Origin of the sequence: Ignatzschineria sp. F8392 (genome assembly GCF_002252045.1) — a bacterium.
Classification (GTDB): domain Bacteria; phylum Pseudomonadota; class Gammaproteobacteria; order Cardiobacteriales; family Wohlfahrtiimonadaceae; genus Ignatzschineria.
This window is the reverse complement of the sequence record NZ_NEFF01000007.1, coordinates 33279-51038: the sequence shown is the minus strand read 5'-3', so window position 1 is coordinate 51038 and position 17760 is coordinate 33279. Positions and strand designations below refer to the sequence as shown.

Annotated in this window: 16 protein-coding genes and 1 riboswitch; of the genes, 14 read left to right on the top strand and 2 right to left on the bottom strand. The window is 39.9% G+C overall.

Annotated features, from left to right (window positions below; all coding sequences use genetic code 11):
• The 3 genes from rbfA to icd are packed head-to-tail and all read left to right on the top strand — an operon-like array spanning nucleotide 1 to nucleotide 2614.
• On the top strand, nucleotides 1-396 hold the full coding sequence (gene rbfA, locus B9T19_RS09565; RefSeq protein ID WP_094568411.1) for a 30S ribosome-binding factor RbfA: 396 nt from the start codon (nucleotides 1-3) through the stop codon (nucleotides 394-396).
• Entirely contained in the window at nucleotides 380-1309 is a 930-nt protein-coding gene (gene truB, locus B9T19_RS09560; RefSeq protein ID WP_094568410.1) for a tRNA pseudouridine(55) synthase TruB, read from the top strand. Before rbfA ends, truB begins: the two co-directional genes overlap by 17 nt.
• Nucleotides 1310-1360: 51 nt before the next feature.
• Complete coding sequence (icd, locus tag B9T19_RS09555; RefSeq protein WP_094568409.1) at nucleotides 1361-2614, top strand: NADP-dependent isocitrate dehydrogenase; 1254 nt, start codon at nucleotides 1361-1363, stop codon at nucleotides 2612-2614.
• A 458-nt stretch (nucleotides 2615-3072) separates the two neighbouring features.
• Here the strand turns inward: icd and B9T19_RS09550 are convergent, their stop codons facing one another.
• Nucleotides 3073-3276, bottom strand: a complete 204-nt coding sequence (locus B9T19_RS09550) for a cold-shock protein (protein WP_094568408.1) — start codon at nucleotides 3274-3276, stop codon at nucleotides 3073-3075.
• Between the two features lie 162 nt (nucleotides 3277-3438).
• Here B9T19_RS09550 and folK point away from each other — a divergent pair, with 162 nt between their 5' ends.
• The 7 genes from folK to truC all read left to right on the top strand — a co-directional run bounded on the left by folK (nucleotide 3439) and on the right by truC (nucleotide 10578).
• Complete coding sequence (gene folK / locus B9T19_RS09545) at nucleotides 3439-3954, top strand: 2-amino-4-hydroxy-6-hydroxymethyldihydropteridine diphosphokinase (RefSeq protein ID WP_094568407.1); 516 nt, start codon at nucleotides 3439-3441, stop codon at nucleotides 3952-3954.
• A 90-nt stretch (nucleotides 3955-4044) separates the two neighbouring features.
• Complete coding sequence (gene rdgB / locus B9T19_RS09540; protein ID WP_094568406.1) at nucleotides 4045-4647, top strand: RdgB/HAM1 family non-canonical purine NTP pyrophosphatase; 603 nt, start codon at nucleotides 4045-4047, stop codon at nucleotides 4645-4647.
• 426 nt (nucleotides 4648-5073) lie between these two features.
• On the top strand, nucleotides 5074-6396 hold the full coding sequence (gene brnQ / locus B9T19_RS09535) for a branched-chain amino acid transport system II carrier protein (RefSeq protein WP_094568405.1): 1323 nt from the start codon (nucleotides 5074-5076) through the stop codon (nucleotides 6394-6396).
• Between the two features lie 430 nt (nucleotides 6397-6826).
• On the top strand, nucleotides 6827-7606 hold the full coding sequence (locus tag B9T19_RS09530) for a transporter substrate-binding domain-containing protein (protein ID WP_094568404.1): 780 nt from the start codon (nucleotides 6827-6829) through the stop codon (nucleotides 7604-7606).
• 370 nt (nucleotides 7607-7976) lie between these two features.
• Nucleotides 7977-9263, top strand: coding sequence for a 3-phosphoshikimate 1-carboxyvinyltransferase (gene aroA, locus B9T19_RS09525; protein WP_094568403.1), 1287 nt, complete (start codon nucleotides 7977-7979; stop codon nucleotides 9261-9263).
• A 23-nt stretch (nucleotides 9264-9286) separates the two neighbouring features.
• Entirely contained in the window at nucleotides 9287-9727 is a 441-nt protein-coding gene (gene gspG, locus B9T19_RS09520; RefSeq protein WP_094568402.1) for a type II secretion system major pseudopilin GspG, read from the top strand.
• A 92-nt stretch (nucleotides 9728-9819) separates the two neighbouring features.
• Nucleotides 9820-10578 (top strand): tRNA pseudouridine(65) synthase TruC, encoded by a 759-nt coding sequence (gene truC, locus B9T19_RS09515; protein ID WP_094568452.1) that lies wholly within the window; start codon nucleotides 9820-9822, stop codon nucleotides 10576-10578.
• Between the two features lie 172 nt (nucleotides 10579-10750).
• Here the strand turns inward: truC and B9T19_RS09510 are convergent, their stop codons facing one another.
• Nucleotides 10751-11965 (bottom strand): MFS transporter, encoded by a 1215-nt coding sequence (locus tag B9T19_RS09510; RefSeq protein WP_094568401.1) that lies wholly within the window; start codon nucleotides 11963-11965, stop codon nucleotides 10751-10753.
• A gap of 236 nt (nucleotides 11966-12201) precedes the next feature.
• A riboswitch (PreQ1 riboswitch) is annotated at nucleotides 12202-12246 on the top strand.
• Between the two features lie 3 nt (nucleotides 12247-12249).
• Between B9T19_RS09510 and queF the strand changes: the two genes are divergently transcribed.
• The 4 genes from queF to B9T19_RS09490 all read left to right on the top strand — a co-directional run bounded on the left by queF (nucleotide 12250) and on the right by B9T19_RS09490 (nucleotide 17757).
• Entirely contained in the window at nucleotides 12250-12720 is a 471-nt protein-coding gene (gene queF, locus B9T19_RS09505; protein ID WP_094568400.1) for a preQ(1) synthase, read from the top strand.
• Between the two features lie 1034 nt (nucleotides 12721-13754).
• On the top strand, nucleotides 13755-14639 hold the full coding sequence (prpB, locus tag B9T19_RS09500) for a methylisocitrate lyase (protein ID WP_094568399.1): 885 nt from the start codon (nucleotides 13755-13757) through the stop codon (nucleotides 14637-14639).
• 119 nt (nucleotides 14640-14758) lie between these two features.
• The gene (prpC, locus tag B9T19_RS09495) at nucleotides 14759-15916 is read left to right on the top strand and encodes a 2-methylcitrate synthase (RefSeq protein ID WP_094568398.1); all 1158 of its coding nucleotides are present in this window, start codon (nucleotides 14759-14761) and stop codon (nucleotides 15914-15916) included.
• Nucleotides 15917-16314: 398 nt separating this feature from the next.
• On the top strand, nucleotides 16315-17757 hold the full coding sequence (locus B9T19_RS09490) for a bifunctional 2-methylcitrate dehydratase/aconitate hydratase (protein WP_094568397.1): 1443 nt from the start codon (nucleotides 16315-16317) through the stop codon (nucleotides 17755-17757).
• The last annotated feature ends 3 nt before the right edge of the window (nucleotides 17758-17760 follow it).

The window sequence follows — 17760 nt, the reverse complement described above, 5'->3', positions numbered from 1 at the left end:
ATGGATAGCAAAAATTCCCGTTTAAAACGTATTAATGAGCAGCTCCGTCAGGAGCTCTCACTTCTCATACGTAAAGATGTTAGTGACTCTCGGGCGCTAATGGTCTCAGTAACTCAGGTCGATACCGTGCGAGATTTTTCTCAAGCAAAAGTCTATATCACCTATTTAGGTCCTGATGAAGAGCGTAAAGAGATTATCGCGCTACTCCATGAGTATGCTCCTGAGTTTCGTCGTCAATTAGGAAAAATTCTTCGTCTTCGAACGATTCCCCGTTTCCATTTTGTCTACGATGACCTTCTTGAAAAGAGTAATGCGATCACCTCTTTAATTACAGAAGCGATCCGTTCTGATGAGATGAAAGCTGAAGAGAGCCGTAAAGATGACTCAGAAGATTAAACATAAACGCCGTCAACTTGACGGCATTTTGCTTTTAGATAAACCGAAAGGTTTAACCAGTAATCAAGCACTCCAACGGGTAAAGCGCCTCTACAATGCTGATAAAGCAGGTCATAGTGGTACGCTCGATCCGATGGCAACAGGAATGCTCCCCATCTGCTTTGGAGAAGCCACTAAGTTCGCCGGCATTCTGCTCGATAACTCAAAACAGTATCAATTTACCTGCAAGCTCGGTGAAAAGAGCAGCACAGGCGATGCTGAAGGTGACATTATTGCAACTGAAGCGATTCCTCCTAATCTCACAGAAGAGAGGCTTACCGCTATCTTCTCCCAATTTATTGGAGAGATTATGCAAATACCACCCATGGTTTCAGCACTCCATCACCAAGGAAAGCGGCTCTATGAGCTCGCACGAGAGGGAATTGAAGTTGAAAGAAAACCTCGCAAAATTACCATCTCAAAATTAACCCTCGATCACTTAACGCCAGAGAGCTTTACGGCAACCGTTACCTGCTCAAAAGGGACTTATGTTCGCGTTTTAGCAGAAGATATCACCAAAGAATTAGGAACTCTCGGCCATTTAACTATGTTACGTCGTATAACAATAGAACCTTACGGTCTTGAGAAGCTTATCTCTTTAGAAGAGCTAGAAGCACTCTTAGAGGGAGAAAACCCTTATGAATCATTAGATGCCCTTCTCCTACCTGCCGATAGTGCCGTAACGGATCTCCCCTCATTAATCTTCACCCAAGAGGAGGCAAGACGTATTCTCCATGGACAAAGGATACGCATTGAGGGTAAACTCGATCATAACTTATATCGCCTTTATAGTGACGATAACCAATTTTTAGGGATCGGTGCGCCTAACACTCCAACATCGATTGGACCTAAGCGCATCATCTCACAGAGTTAATTTTCTATTGAGATTCAATTTTGTTTAATTTTTATTTATTTTGGAGGTTTTATGAGTTATCAACATATTAAAGTCCCTGAGGGCGAAAAAATCACCCTTAACAAAGATTTCTCGCTTAATGTGCCGAATCAACCAATTATCCCTTTTATTGAAGGTGATGAAGTAGGTGCAGAGATCACACCGGTAATGCAAAAAGTGATCGATGCTGCTGTTGAGAAGGCTTATAATGGCGCACGAAAAATCTCTTGGATGGAAGTTTTTGCAGGGGAAAAATCGACAAAAGTTTATGGCAAAGATGAGTGGTTACCTCAAGAGACTTTAGAAGCTCTTAAAGAGTTTATTGTCTCTATCAAAGGTCCCTTAACAACACCGGTAGGTGGTGGAATTCGCTCACTGAATGTAACAATGCGTCAAACACTCGACCTCTATCTCTGTATGCGCCCGGTACAATATTTCCAAGGCGTTCCTTCACCTGTTAAAGAGCCTGAAAAGGTCGATATGGTGATCTTCCGTGAAAACTCTGAAGATATCTACGCAGGAATTGAGTGGGAAGCAGGTTCTCCTGAAGTGAAAAAAGTGATCGACTTTTTACAAAATGAGATGCATGTTAATAAGATCCGTTTCCCAGAAACTTCTGGTATTGGTATCAAACCGGTCTCTGAAGAGGGAACTAAACGTCTCGTTCGTAAAGCGATCCAATATGCTATCGACAATGATAAACCGAATGTTACCTTAGTTCATAAAGGCAATATCATGAAATTTACCGAAGGTGGATTCCGTGATTGGGGTTATGAGCTTGCTCGTGAAGAATTTGGGGCAACATTGATCGGTAATGGCCCATGGTGCCAATTTAAAAACCCCAAAACTGGGAATATGATCACTATCAAGGATAGTATTGCCGACGCATTCTTACAAAGAATCCTTTTCGAACCTGAAAAATATAGCGTCGTCGCTACCTTAAACCTCAATGGTGACTATATCTCAGATGCTCTTGCGGCACAGGTAGGGGGAATCGGTATTGCGCCAGGAGCGAACCTTTCTGACTCTATTGCAATCTTTGAAGCAACTCATGGAACAGCACCTGATATTGCAGGTAAAAATATTGTTAACCCAGGTTCACTCATCTTATCGGCAGAGATGATGCTTCGCCATCTCGGTTGGACTGAAGCTGCTGATCTTGTCATCAAAGCACTCAATGGTGCAATCTCCTCGAAGAAAGTGACTGCGGACTTTGCCAACATGATGAAAGATGCAACACAAGTCTCCACGAGCGAATTTGGCGATATCATGATCTCCAATATGTAATATGTGGATATCTCTCAAGATTGAAGATTTTATATAATCTTATAGAGAACCTAAAAAAGAGATTAACTATTGAAAGTTAATCTCTTTTCTATTTCTATTTCTATTTCTAGATCTAGAATCATTAAGTCTATAATCTATAATCTTTATGATCTATCAACGTTAACACTACCGCTCTACCCTTCTTATTCGACACGATAAAGCTTATAGCAAGCTCTTACTCTTATATCGGTACTTATAACAATAGTTATTAATAGTAGTTATTATCAATAGAGAAAATAGCTCCCTGAATCAAAAATGATTAAGAAACGAAAGTAGTAGAAAAATGAAAAAGCCTCTAAGTAGCTTAGAGGCTTTTTTTGTGTCCGGTTTTTGTGTGTTCTAGAGGTTACTAATTAATGCAATGCTAACTAACAATTCAATGGAACAACTAAACGCCGACTCTCATTACTTAAATAGAATTAAGCAGGTTTACAAACTGTTGTTTGAAGACCACGATCACTCTCTTTTGCTTCAAATTCAACTTTTTGACCTTCCGCTAAAGTACGAAAGCCATCCCCTTGGATTGTAGAGAAGTGTACAAATACATCTGCACCACCATCATCAGGAGTGATAAAACCGAATCCCTTGGATTCATTGAACCATTTAACAGTTCCAATACGCATAAAAAACCTCAAAAATAAAACTTATATGATCAACGATCATATTTAAAAATAGAATACTGTCTCAAGTTTTTATCTTGTAGACAGGTTCTAACATTAAGCGTAAATTCCTCTAAATGCAAGATATATATTTTAATTATTTTTAAAACAGGTTAAAAAAACAGTATGAATATCGTCTATCTCTCGTTAGGATCTAATCTTAATGATCCCCTTTTACAGGTTAAAACAGCGATTAAAGAGATCCAAAATAGTGCAGAAATTACTCTACTGGCGATCTCCTCCCTCTATGAAACCCCTCCCATTGGTCCAAAACAGCCCAATTTTATTAATGCCGTGGTTAAGATAGGCACATCCCTCTCTCCACTTCAGTTACTTGAAGCAATGCAGGAAATTGAGAAGAAACATCAAAGAGAGCGAACAATACATTGGGGGCCGAGAACGCTCGATATTGATCTTCTGCTCTACAATGATCAAAAAATCGATATCGAGCGTTTAACCATTCCCCACCCCTTTATGCATGAACGCGCCTTTGTGCTGCTACCACTACTAGAAATTGAACCTACGCTAGAAACGGCAATGCATGGCACATTGTCAAAATGTCTTGAAACATTAGCGGATCGCTTCGATATCGTAAAAGTGGAAGATCCACCGCTAATTCCCAAAGTTACGCCCCATGCTTAAGTCATTCATTATTTGCCAATTCAGATTGCCATTATAAATCTCTTTCCATTTTTTAATTCCCTATCACAATCTAATTTAGGAGATATTCTTGTGAAAAATTTTCAGAAAATCTTAATCGCCTCCAATAATCAAGGAAAAATTAAGGAGTTTAAAGCACTTTTCGAACCCCTTAATATCGAGATCCTCTCCTTAAGAGATCTCAATATTGAATCCCATCCTGAAGAGAATGGCTTAACCTTTATTGAAAATGCGCTCATCAAAGCACGAGATGCTGCAAAAAAGAGCGGTCTTCCCACATTAGCAGATGATTCTGGTCTTGTTGTCCCGGCACTCAAGGGGGAGCCTGGGATCTACTCTGCTCGCTATAGTGATTCTGGCAATGATCATGACAATAATCTTAAATTACTAGAGAAGATGAGTCATCTGTCGGGAGCTGATCGTGCTGCCTACTTCAAAGCCGTTCTTGTTCTTCTTCGCAATGCAGAGGATCCTGTTCCACTCATCGCGGAAGGGGAAGTTCATGGTTTTATTACCGAAAATATTGAAGGTAATGAAGGTTTTGGCTATGACCCTCTCTTCTTCTATCCCGAAAAAAAATCGACCTTTGGTCTTCTTCCGCCCGCTCTAAAAAATCAAATTTCCCACCGAAATAATGCGCTTCAACAGCTCCTCAATAAAATTTTATCACTATAATCAACATCTTAAATAGTTATCCATATATCCTGAGGATAACCCTTAGTATAAAGTTATCCACAAAAATGTGGATAACTCGTGGATAACTTTTCATTTTTTTATCGACAAAGTGATCCAGATATTTATACAACCACTTTTCAACAGCTAAAATTAGGCTTAAGATGAGTTATTCACTGCTTTTTATCAAAAACTGTGGATAACTATGGCTGCTCATCATCATCAATCTTTATAAAAGAGATGATAATAATAAAAGGATACCAATAATTTATTATTTCGAGGACAGCTTGGGTTCAGATTTCTTTAACTACTAAAAAATCTGAGAGATTATTCTGAAAAACATCAAAATTGTTATAAGAATAATGATCTGTAATTAATCAACTCACGCAAAAGCGCTAGTTGAATTGCATTTTCTAGAGATTAATTTGTATGTCTAAAAGAACTTTATTTATAGGATTTATGTTATTTGCGCTTTTTTTCGGCGCGGGTAACTTAATATTTCCCCCGACAGTCGGGCAATTAAGTGGTACTAACTTTCTTCCAGCTATTCTCGGTTTTATTGTGACTGGAGTCGGCTTACCACTAGTCGGCATTATTGCCGGATCATTTTCGAATGAAGGATTTCGCTCTGAGGCTAGACGCATAAGCCCACTCTTTGCATTGGTCTTTATGGTGGTGATTTATCTCACCATTGGTCCTTTCTTCGCAATCCCAAGAACAGCAATGGTCTCTTACGAAATGGCGGTCCTTCCCTTCTTAGAAGGTGGAATTGAGACCTTTTCATCAAAAGTTATCTTTTCAGTAATCTATTTTGGTTTAACCTTCTATCTCGCACTTAATCCAACAAAACTAGTCGATCGTGTCGGACAAATTTTAACGCCACTCCTTTTAATCACGATTGTGCTTTTGATTATCAAATCATTTTTTGATCTCAATACACCAATCACAGAGGTATCTGAGCAATTTCAGAAAGCACCTTTCTTTGTAGGATTTTCTGAAGGCTATCAAACAATGGATACTATAGCGGCGGTGGCGTTTTCAATCATTGTTCTCAATGCGGTCAAAGCAACGGGCTTAACGGAACAGAAATCGATCTTTAAGCAAGCCTCTATTGCGGCTATTATTGCCGGAGTAGGTTTAGGTTTAGTCTATATTTCACTCGCATGGATGGGGAATAACTATCCTTTAACAGAAGCGGAAGCAGCCGGTGGAAATATGGGAACCTCCATCTTAACTGGTGTTGCGCGTCTAACTTATGGTGAAGCAGGTCGATTCCTCTTAAGTCTAATCGTGACACTTGCTTGTTTAACAACGGCTATCGGCCTTATTGTTGCAGTAAGTAGCTACTTTAATGAGATCTACAGCAAGATCTCCTATCGTGTCTATGCGGTAATCTTCACCTTGATTAGCTTTATTCTTGCCAGCCAAGGCTTAAGCTCAATCATCATGGGGGCCGTTCCGATTCTTCTGATTATCTACCCCATCACAATTGTTCTAATTGTCTTAATCTTTATCGATCGCCTCTTAAAAGGAATGCCTAATCTTGCGTTCCAACTGCCGATCTATGTCACGCTTGTTATCAGCGCGATTTCAGTTATTTTGGGGTATCTCGATGATTCTGGATTTAAGACATCTATCACATCATTCCTCAACTATCTGCCGTACCAGGAGAGTGGTATGGGTTGGATGGTTCCGGCGATTGTAGCTCTTGTCGTTGGATTGATCTTAGGAAAAGCGATCAAACGTAACTAGTACAGGATTAAATGAAAGATAAAAGATAGACAGAGTAATTGAAGATGCTATCTAAAAACCGCTAATATTCAGCTATTAGCGGTTTTTTCCTTTTTGATGTAGAGAAAACCTTATTGGCCACTTACTCCCCCTTTTTAAAGTGATAGAAGGGATAAAAATATCACTTTAGGATAATTATCCGCAAAAAAGCGGTAGAAACCTGTGGATAACTTCGTGATAAAAAAGCTCTCGATTTATCCCCGAACTCATCCCTCTATTTATGATGAGAGATATACACAGAAAAAAAGGGGGCTAAAACTTGATTATTCCTCAACAAAGGCGGTAAATTGTGGATAACTCTGTCGACTCATCATTATCTTTTATTCTTTAAAGAGATGAATATAAGAATTATAGACAAGAGTATTGATCGATCATTCATTAGAGGTTTGCTATGTTAAAAAAATTAATTATTGGTAGTTCCCTACTATTTGCTACGCAAGTAATGGCTCAAGATGTCATTAAAATAGGGATCGAAGGCTCTTACCCTCCTTTTAGTTACATCTCTGAAAATCAGACAATTGAAGGATTTGAACCTGATCTAGCAAAATTATTTTGCGAAAAGATGGAACAGAAATGTGAAATTGTTCAAGTGGACTTTGATGCTTTAATCCCTTCTTTAAACACTAAACGTATCGATGCGATCTTAGCGTCAATGTCAATTACAGATACTCGTAAAAAGGCGATTAACTTTAGTAACAAGTATTACCAAACACCTGCAAGATTCGTCATTCCTGTTGGCAAAAACATCGATATTACGGATGAAGGTTTAAAAGGTAAAAAGATTGGTGTTCAAAGTGGAACGATCCATGAGATCTATATGAATGACAAATATCGTCGATCTGCTGATATTCGTAGTTATCGTAGTTTAGATGAAGCGATGATGGATCTTGAAACAGGACGAATTGATCTAGTCTTTGCTGATGTTGTACCGTTAGATATCGGTTATCTGAAAGAAGATTATGCAGGAAAAATTGAGTTTATAGGACCTGCCTTTTTTGATGAAGAGTGGTTAGGAGAGGGTGTAGGAGTTGGTCTTCGTAAATCGGATACTGCACTTTTAGATCGATTCAATAAGGCGATTCAAGCATCTCGTGAAGATGGTTCTTATCAAGAAGTTGAAGCAAAATATTTCGATTACGATGTCTATGGGAAAGAGCCTGAGAAAGAGTAAAACAATGCTTTAAGAGAGGTTTAAAGCACTTAATTTGAAGATTGAGTAGTTAGTAAGATTTTGAAACTGAAAAGAGTTAGCTAAAACTAACTCTTTTTTTTGGGAAGCTTTAGGGTCAATTAAGAATAGCGAGTATAGAATCGTTATGATGTGGTAAGATCATTGATCTAGTGGATAAATGAGGGCATAAACAAGGGTTAGCCTAAAAACTGTCTACACGTCTTACAATGTCTATCAATAAATTACTATCAATAAATTTGTGATTTGTGCAGAAATTGCAGCAATTCGTTGCAAATAATTGAAAAATAGAACTTTTTGATAGGGATCGATCAATACTTTGATACCTCTTCTGTAATTGGATTTAGCTACAATGATGAAACTAAATTTACCTAAAATTGACTCGGCATCAGGTTCTGTCACCATTCCTGGTTCTAAAAGTATTTCAAATCGAATTTTACTTTTAGCCGCACTCACAGAAGGCGTTACAACCATCATCAATCTGCTACAGAGTGATGATACAGAGCGAATGTTGGAAGCTTTAAGTACTTTGGGGATAAAGATTATTGAAAAAGATCCTACTGCCCGTATTTTTGAGGTTACGGGATCTTCTCATGGATTTCCCAATAAGAATGCCTCTCTCTTCTTGGGGAATGCCGGGACTGCATTTCGCTCCTTGACTGCAGCGGTTGCTCTCAATCAGGGAGAGTATCAATTAACAGGAATACCCCGTATGCATGAGCGACCGATCAAAGATCTAGTGGATGCTTTAAGAACCTTGGGATGTCAGATCGAGTATCTTCAAAATGAGGGATATCCGCCCCTAAAGATCGGCAAGGGGGATTTTAAGGTTGATCGAGTCTCCATTAAAGGGGATGTTTCGAGCCAATACTTAACAGCTCTTCTTATCGCACTACCGCTCTTACAAAAAGAGATCACAATCGATATTGAAGGCGTTTTAATCTCTAAGCCTTACATAGAGATCACCTTAACGCTTTTGCGCCAATTTGGTATTGAAATTTCCCATCACGATTTTGAGTCCTTCACTATTCCTGCAGATACTAAATTTACCACTCCAGGCACTTTTTTTGTGGAGAGCGATGCTTCTAGTGCCTCTTACTTTTTAGCTTTAGGGGCATTAGCAGGGCCTTTAACAGTGAAAGGGGTAGGAACCTCCTCTATTCAAGGAGATATCCGCTTTGTTGATGCTTTAATAGAGATGGGTGCAGAGGTTGAGTGGGGGGAAAATGAGATCTATGTCTCTAAGCCTCAAAATGGCGTTTTAAGAGGAATTGATCTCGATTGTAACCACATCCCTGATGCGGCGATGACATTGGCAATTTTGGCTGTTTTTGCCAAGGGAAAGACCATATTACGCAACATTGGAAGCTGGCGCGTGAAAGAGACCGATCGAATTGCCGCAATGGCGACAGAATTGAGTAAAGTGGGTGTGAAGGTGGAAGAGGGGGAAGATTATTTGGTGATCTATCCCCAAGAAGAGATTTCTCCCGATGTCGAAATTGAAACTTATGATGATCATCGGATGGCGATGTGTTTCTCCCTTCTCTCACTTAAAGCCCCTATTACGATCTTAGATCCTCAATGTGTCGATAAGACCTTCCCAACCTATTTTGAGCTCTTTGCGAAAGTTACAAAATAGAGATTTTAGTGGGGTCATCTTCGATGTTTAAACATACATTTAAAACTGTCTATAAGCAGGGTTTTTCACTAGTAGAATTGATGATCTTAACGGTTATTGGTGCTATTTTGATCACTATGTTTTCTCAAAATATTTTAGGGATTAATGATGAGTCAAAACGGGTTAAAGTGAAGCAGAATTTACGCTCTATAGAGGGGGCTTTAGCGATTTTTCGGGATGATCTCAATCGTTACCCAACAACAGAAGAAGGCCTTACGGTTTTGTTAGAAACGTCTGATGATCAGGCATGGAATGGCCCCTATATTCGAGAAGAGATCTTAATTGATCCTTGGGGCGTGCCCTATCTCTACGAGGCATCGGAGCAAAATTATCAAATTATGACTTTTGGTGCGGATAAAAAACGGGGCGGAAAAGGTCTTAATCGTGATATTACTCAACATCGAGGTGAGGGGATAGAGTCGTGATAAGTAATCTAAAAGCGCCCTCGCTATTAGATCATCAAAATCGAAGTAATGAGAGGCTGGATGATCCCCTAAAGGAGATATCGGCGGTTGATATGCCCGTAAAGCCTTTAAAGATTCTCTATCAGGATGATACTTTGATCGCTATCGATAAGCCTAGTGGTTGGTTTGTTCATCGCTCTCCTCTCGATCCTAAAGTAACGGAGATTGTTCTACAACGATTGCGAGATCAAGTAGGTGCCTATCTCTATCCTGTACACCGTTTAGATCGACCAACATCAGGCGTACTCTGTTTTGCTTTAGATCAAGCGAGTGCTCGCGCTTTAGGGGCGCAATTTATGGCACATTCGCTAAAAAAAGAGTATCTCGCCTTAGTGAGAGGATATGTTGAGAATGAAGGGGTGATTGATTCCCCGCTCTCCTTTATCCGCGATAAGATTGCCGATCGAGATCGGGGAGAGATAGCTGATCAAGAAGCGATTACTTTCTACCATCCTTTAGCTCAATGTGAGATACCGTTATCCACAGGGAAATACCCAACATCTCGTTATACACTTCTCTCTTTAATCCCCAAGACGGGGAGAAAACATCAATTGCGCCGGCATATGAATCACTTTTCTCATCCCATTGTCGGAGATAGCACCTATGGTGACTTACGGCATAATAGGCTCTTTAGAGAGCATTATGATGTTGAGCGATTACTATTACACGCTTATCGTATCACTTTAGCGCATCCTAAAAGTGGAGAACCTTTAACGATTACAGCCTCTTTGGATAACTTGTGGATAACTCTGTTGACAAGATTGGGATGGGATCCCTCTATTATTACCTCAACAGGGCTCCATAATTCTTAAGAATCATTTTTTGATATTACCTTTTGATATCATCTTTTGAGATAAGATGTGTGCGCGGTAGTTGTCTCGTGGCTCTAACACCCTTCTTATGGATCGATTAATGGCTTGGTTAAAATAAAAAAAGATCTATTCAATGATAGATCTTTTGTTGATGCCGATCGTAAAGAGAGTCCTAATCGAGAATTTTTCCTTTTGTCTCGGGAATTAAGAAGATAAAGGAGAGCGCAGAGAGGAGGTAGACACCGGAGATAAGGCTTAAAGCGTAGCTAATATCATGCTTCATCGCTAATGTTCCGATAATAACAGGTGCAAATCCCGCAATTCCTCGCCCTAAATTGAAGATAATATTTTGCGCAGAAGAGCGAGCTTCCGTTGGATAATGTTCAGAAAGTAGCGCACCGTAACCGCCCATCATGCCATTGACGAAGAATCCTAAAACTGCCCCTAAGAACATTAAGACGTAGTAATTTGATTGTTGGAAATAGATCCAGACAAAAGCCGCACTCACTAAAAGAAAGAAGATATAAGTTGGACGGCGCCCAATTTTATCTGAAGTTGCGCCAAAAGTGAGTGTTCCGATAACCATTCCAATGGTTGTAATAATGGTCCAGAAGAAGGTTCCTGAGAGCGTAAAGTTATGCTCTTTAGCCAACATCATCGGCATCCAGATCATAATGCCGTGAAAACCAAAGTTTTGGACACTGGTGGCAATAATGAGCCCAATAGTGGTCAATGTTGTGCGCGAATCTTTAAAGAGAGGTTTGATCGATATTTTATTCCGATTTTCCCGTTTTACTTGTAACCAGATCTCTGGCTCATTAAGATTTCGACGAGTCCACCAGACTAAAAGTGCCGGGAGTGCGCCAATAAGGAACATTCCATGCCAACCGATATAGGGTGAGAGGAGACTTACTAATGCCGCTAAGACGATTCCTACCTGGAAGCCGATCGCGACTACCGCAGTTGCGCGTGAACGCTTATGTGCCGGCCATGTTTCTGCTACCAATGTCATGCCGATACCAAACTCTCCCCCTAAACCTAAGCCGGCGATAAAGCGGAAGATGGTAAACATCTCAGCGCTTGTTGAGATTGCCGCAAGCCCGGTAAAGATCGAAAAGAGGAGAATCGTCCAGTTAAATACACGAACGCGTCCAAACTTATCTGCTAGCATTCCAAAGAAGATACCACCGATGACCGTTCCTATTAAGGTGATGGTCTGAATCATGCCACCTTCGGCATCTGTTAATCCAAATTCTGCTTTAATAAGAATCATCGCAAAGGCGAGAATCATAATATCAAGGCCATCCATGGCATAGCCTAATGTGGAGGCGAGTAATGTCTTCCGATCACCTTTTTTGATAATCGGAACCTGTGTCTGCTGTTGCATAAAAGATCCTTTCTGAATGAGTAGGAGGGGGAGATTAAAACGGAAAATATTATAGCAAGATCTTACTTGAACTGATAAAAAAGCCGCCATTTTTGCAGAAGGCTAGTTGAATTATGAGAAGAGGGCGTCAATAGATCTGCGCTTAATTGACCAGTAAGGGAAAGGTCTTTGATTTTCCCTCTATTCATTCAAATAATTTCTCTTTTAGAGTCACAATGTTATTATTGCCCTTCAAATTAACTGTGGTTCGCAACCATCCCACATGAAAAAACTAGGAATGAATAATGAGTAATAAGAAAGAGCAATTAGAAAATTTAACCCTATTAGGTAACCAAGCAACGATCTATCCTACTGAATATACGCCCCAAATTTTAGAGACATTTAAAAATGCGCATCCCGATAGAGAGTACTTTGTCAATTTTCATTGTCCTGAATTTACAACGCTCTGTCCGATGACAAATCAACCCGATTTCGCGACAATCTATATCTCTTATGTCCCAACAATTGAGATGGTGGAGAGCAAATCACTAAAACTCTACCTCTTTAGTTTTAGAAATCATGGCTCATTTCATGAAGATTGCGTCAATATTATTATGGATGATCTTATTAAATTGATGGATCCGCTCTATATTGAGGTACGCGGGGAATTTACGCCTCGAGGTGGAATCTCGATCCATCCATATGCTAATTATGGAAAAGCAGGAACTCAATGGGAAGCGGTCGCCACTCAGCGCTTAGCAAATTTTCAATTTTAAAGAGTTATCTGAGTCATCTTGTTAAAGATGCTCTAAAGGTTAACTAAAAAAACACTAAAATTGATGAGAAGTCGATTGAAAGTTGATTGAAAGTTGCTTTTCTCCCTATTTCGATACTTTTTTAATATTGATTAAATAAAAAGATTATTGAATTAATCTTTCATCTAATCCTGTTATTGCCGATTATTTAACTCAATTTTAACGCTATTTAAAAATGAATTTCGGTGAAAAAGAGAAGAGGGATGAAGCGTTACCCGATACGCATAAAAGAGATAAGATAGAAAGCTCTTTTTCTTAGATCATCTTTTAATAATAAATCAATCGATTTGACTGTTAATTGATCACATTGCAAACTTTTTGTAAAAAGTTTCCCTTTGTTGTAAAAAAATATATAAAAAAACAGATCTCTCAAAAAAGGCTATTAATGGCTATTTTGAGAGATTTTTTTGTTTTTTTAGAGTAAAAAAAGCGCAAAAAGTGATTTTATAATTTGGGAAACGCTATTCCGCTTTGCTATGTTGTATTTAAGGATATGGAAATAAAAAAAGAGCAAAGGAGTGATTGATTGAAGAGATTCCTTTACCAGAAGGAAGCTTAAGAAATTAATCAGAATTAATCAGAGTTAATCGAAAATAATCGAAAGTGATCAATATCTCATTATTTTGAGAATAAAATCAGAATCTATTTAAGGATATTTCAATAGAGTTGGAATAAAAAGAGTGGGCTATTTTCTAGTAGAGAATGGCCTCTTTGAAAGCGATAATTGATATACAGCATATGTAAAATATATATATAAATATAATTTAATCTGCTCTCAACTACTCTTTCTAATCATCAATCATGATTCACGACTCTCAATTGACACTGGTGATAGCGCTCCTCACTCTGACAAATAAAGATGTAACAGATATTGCTGTAGATAACCTGTTGCAGGAAGATTTAATAGAGGATTAAGATCGCTCTAGAGAGCGATTAACTACAAGAAAGGATCTTAATTTTAACCATGATGTAGAAGAAACCAAAGGAGAGTTGTAATGAGCATGAAAACAGCAGGTGAGAGATTTCGAGAAGCATTAAAAGAGGAATCTCCCCTTCAATTAATGGGGGTGATCAATGCCAACCACGCCTTGTTAGCTGAAAGAGCAGGTTTTAAATCGATCTATCTTTCAGGGGGTGGTGTAGCGGCAGGATCATTGGGTATTCCAGATCTTGGAATTACGACGTTGCAAGATGTGTTGATCGATATTGATCGTATTACCAATGTCACCGATCTTCCCTTAATTGCAGATGCTGATATCGGATTTGGAACCTCAGCCTTCAATATGGCGCGTACTGTGAAGTCTTTTATTAAGGCGGGTGCTGCTGGATTACATATTGAAGATCAGGTGGGTGCAAAACGTTGTGGTCATCGTCCTAATAAGGAGATTGTCTCTAAAGAGGAGATGGTTGATCGTATAAAAGCAGCCGTTGATGCGAAGACAGATCCCAATTTTATGATTATTGCGCGTACCGATGCGCTTGCAGTAGAGGGGTTAGAAGCCTCTTTAGAGCGAGCGGCAGCTTATATTGAAGCAGGTGCTGATGCGCTCTTCCCTGAAGCGGTAACAGAATTACCTACTTATCGCGATTTTACATCAAAGGTTAATGTTCCAGTTCTTGCGAACATTACTGAATTTGGCCAAACACCCCTATTTACACTCGATGAGCTCAGAAGCGTGGGCATTGCTATTGCGCTCTATCCGCTCTCAGCTTTCCGAGCGATGAATAAGGCGGCAGAAACTGTGTATAACACCATTCGCAAAGAAGGAACTCAAAAGAGTCTCCTCCCTATGATGCAGACACGTGACGAACTCTACCAGAGTATTCGTTACTACGATTATGAAAAGCAGCTCGATCAGCTCTTTGCATCAAAAAAGTAGTAAAAACAGAGAAAACAGTAAAAAACAATAATAAATCTACCGATCTGTGAGTTACACGGTAGAGCTGTAGCACTGTAAAAATTAATCACCTATATAAAGAGAATTCCTAGGAGGAAAAAATGACGACTCAGAATGCGTCCGGCACTTTTCGCCCAAAAAAATCTGTTGCTCTTTCCGGCACTATCGCTGGAACCACCGAACTCTGTACCGTTGGTCGAAATGGTAATGAGCTCCATTATCGAGGGTACAATATTCTCGATCTTGCTGAGAATTGTGAGTTTGAAGAGGTGGCCCATCTCTTAATTCATGGGAAGCTTCCCAATGAGAGTGAGTTGCGCCTCTATAAAGAGAAACTGCAAGCATTAAGAGGACTCCCTGTCTCTATGCGTAAAGCATTAGAGACCTTACCGATGTCTGTTCATCCGATGGATGTTTTACGAACGGGTGTCTCCCTATTAGGTTGTATCTCTCCTGAAAAGGATGATCACAATACCGCAGGTGCAAAAGATATTGCCGATCGCTTGATCGCTTCACTGAGCTCAATGCTGCTCTATTGGTATCACTATAGCCATAATGGTGTCCGTATTGAGCTAGAGAGTAAAGAGGATTCTATCGGCGGTTACTTCCTACATCTACTCCATGGCAAGCGCCCTAAAAAATCGTGGGTTAAAGCGATGCATGCTTCGCTTATTCTCTATGCAGAACATGAATTTAATGCATCGACCTTTACCGCAAGGGTAATTGCCGGAACGAACTCCGATATCTACTCTGCAATTACCGGTGCGATTGGGGCATTGAGAGGACCTAAACATGGCGGCGCAAATGAGGTAGCTTTCGATATTCAGCAGCGCTATGACTCTCCTGATGAAGCGGAAGCTGATATTCTTGAGCGTTTAGCCAATCGTGAGATTGTTATTGGCTTTGGTCACCCTGTTTATACGGTTGCCGATCCACGTCACGAGGTCATTAAACGGATCTCCTACGATCTCTCTCAAGAAGCGGGAACAATGCGCATGTACGATATTGCTGATCGTATCGAGGATGTGATGCAAAATCATAAAAATATGTTCCCCAATCTCGATTGGTTCTCAGCGGTCTCTTACCACATGATGGGGGTTCCAACTGCGATGTTTACACCTCTTTTTGTAATCTCCCGGTCGGCAGGATGGGCAGCACATATTTTAGAGCAACGAAAAGATAATAAGATTATTCGCCCAGGGGCTCAATATACCGGCCCTGAAGAGCTCCAATTTATCCCCATTTCAGAGAGAGAGTAGATTTGAAATAGGCGGTTCATTGATAAAAGAGTATGGAGTGATGTCCTGTATGATTCATACCCATAGGTGTACTCATGCGGGGGTAGAGAGATACCTATGATTACAGCAATGCTCCATACTCTTTCTCTAAGACCTTATCTCTATTTCGAATCTTTTAGATCGGAGTAATGGATTTAATCCGATCATCATTTATCAATCTCTACAATGACCCATACATATTGTGGATCATTTTAATGATTGATAAGTCCCTTATAAGTAGATAAGTAGCCCATAAGCCATCTATTGAATTACCGCTAATACCCCACCGATTACCTATTCATTGTTTATAAACTATTCGTTAAGTTCATTTAATTATTAGTCATTTAATTATTAATCATCTAAAAATAGGAGATATATCTATGTCTAAAGAGAGAGAAGTTAAATTTGATCAGGTCTTAGTCGATATTGTCGATTACGTTCGTAACTATGAGATCAAGTCAGATTTGGCTTATCAAATTGCGCAATATTGTCTAATCGATACTTTAGGCTGTGGGCTTGAAGCACTCGATTATCCTGAATGTACTAAACTTTTAGGACCTATTGTGCCCGGAACGGTCGTTCCTCATGGTGCAAAAGTTCCCGGAACGCAGTTTCAGTTAGACCCTGTTCAAGCGGCTTTCGATATTGGGGCAATGGTTCGTTGGTTAGATTTTAATGATACTTGGCTCGCTGCTGAGTGGGGGCATCCTTCCGATAATCTTGGCGGAATATTAGCCGTTGCTGATTGGCTCTCTCGTGTTGCTGTGGCTTCAGGAAAGAAGCCATTAACAATGAAAGCAGTTTTAACAGCGATGATTAAAGCGCATGAGATTCAGGGCTGTATTGCACTTGAAAATGCTTTCAATCGGGTAGGATTAGACCATGTTATCTTAGTAAAAGTGGCCTCTACAGCCGTTATTTCAGAGTTGTTAGGCTTAAGTGAAGAGGAAGCTCTTAATGCTCTGTCACTGGCATTTGTTGATGGTCAATCACTGCGAACCTATCGCCATGCGCCTAATACTGGCTCACGTAAATCATGGGCGGCTGGAGATGCAACTTCGAGAGCTGTGCGTCTCAATTTAATGGCGCAGAAAGGGGAGATGGGTTATCCCACTGCATTAACGGCAAAAGTATGGGGCTTTTATGATGTCTTATTTGAAGGGAAGCCTTTCCAATTTCAGCGTGATTATGGCACTTATGTGATGGAGAATGTTCTCTTTAAGATCTCTTACCCTGCTGAATTTCACTCCCAAACGGCTGTTGAAGCGGCAATGACGCTTAAAAAACGTCTCGATGAATTAGGCAAGAGCTCAGATGATATTGAGCGTATCGATATTAGAACGCATGAAGCATGTATTAGGATTATTGATAAGAAAGGGCCACTTAATAATCCGGCAGATCGAGATCACTGTATTCAATATATGGTCGCTGTCCCCTTAATCTTTGGTCGTTTGACAGCAAGTGACTATGAGGATGATATTGCTAAAGATCCACGTATTGACGCGTTGAGAGATCGAATCATCTGTCAGGAAGATCCTCAATTTACAAAAGATTACTTCGATCCAGAGAAGCGCTCGATTGCAAATGGTTTAACGATCACGCTAAAAGATGGCACAAAACTTGATGAAGTTGTTGTGGAGTATCCGATCGGCCATGCGCGTCGTCGTGAAGAGGGAATGCCGGTTCTTGTTGAGAAGTTTAAGCGTAACTTAGCGCGTAGATTCCCTGCAAAACAGCAAAAAGCAATTTTAGAGATCTCCTTAGATCGTGATGCACTCTGGGAGATGCCGGTTAATGAATATGTTGATCTCTATGTGATCTAAATA

Bases quoted from the DNA above. Each gene is read 5' to 3' on its own strand.
- B9T19_RS09490 (WP_094568397.1), top strand. From the start codon at position 16,315: ATGTCTAAAGAGAGAGAAGTTAAATTTGATCAGGTCTTAGTCGATATT.
- B9T19_RS09530 (WP_094568404.1), top strand. From the start codon at position 6,827: ATGTTAAAAAAATTAATTATTGGTAGTTCCCTACTATTTGCTACGCAA.
- B9T19_RS09510 (WP_094568401.1), bottom strand. From the start codon at position 11,965: ATGCAACAGCAGACACAGGTTCCGATTATCAAAAAAGGTGATCGGAAG.
- gspG (WP_094568402.1), top strand. From the start codon at position 9,287: ATGTTTAAACATACATTTAAAACTGTCTATAAGCAGGGTTTTTCACTA.
- truC (WP_094568452.1), top strand. From the start codon at position 9,820: ATGCCCGTAAAGCCTTTAAAGATTCTCTATCAGGATGATACTTTGATC.
- queF (WP_094568400.1), top strand. From the start codon at position 12,250: ATGAGTAATAAGAAAGAGCAATTAGAAAATTTAACCCTATTAGGTAAC.
- folK (WP_094568407.1), top strand. From the start codon at position 3,439: ATGAATATCGTCTATCTCTCGTTAGGATCTAATCTTAATGATCCCCTT.
- prpB (WP_094568399.1), top strand. From the start codon at position 13,755: ATGAGCATGAAAACAGCAGGTGAGAGATTTCGAGAAGCATTAAAAGAG.
- prpC (WP_094568398.1), top strand. From the start codon at position 14,759: ATGACGACTCAGAATGCGTCCGGCACTTTTCGCCCAAAAAAATCTGTT.
- rbfA (WP_094568411.1), top strand. From the start codon at position 1: ATGGATAGCAAAAATTCCCGTTTAAAACGTATTAATGAGCAGCTCCGT.
- B9T19_RS09550 (WP_094568408.1), bottom strand. From the start codon at position 3,276: ATGCGTATTGGAACTGTTAAATGGTTCAATGAATCCAAGGGATTCGGT.
- aroA (WP_094568403.1), top strand. From the start codon at position 7,977: ATGATGAAACTAAATTTACCTAAAATTGACTCGGCATCAGGTTCTGTC.
- icd (WP_094568409.1), top strand. From the start codon at position 1,361: ATGAGTTATCAACATATTAAAGTCCCTGAGGGCGAAAAAATCACCCTT.
- brnQ (WP_094568405.1), top strand. From the start codon at position 5,074: ATGTCTAAAAGAACTTTATTTATAGGATTTATGTTATTTGCGCTTTTT.
- truB (WP_094568410.1), top strand. From the start codon at position 380: ATGACTCAGAAGATTAAACATAAACGCCGTCAACTTGACGGCATTTTG.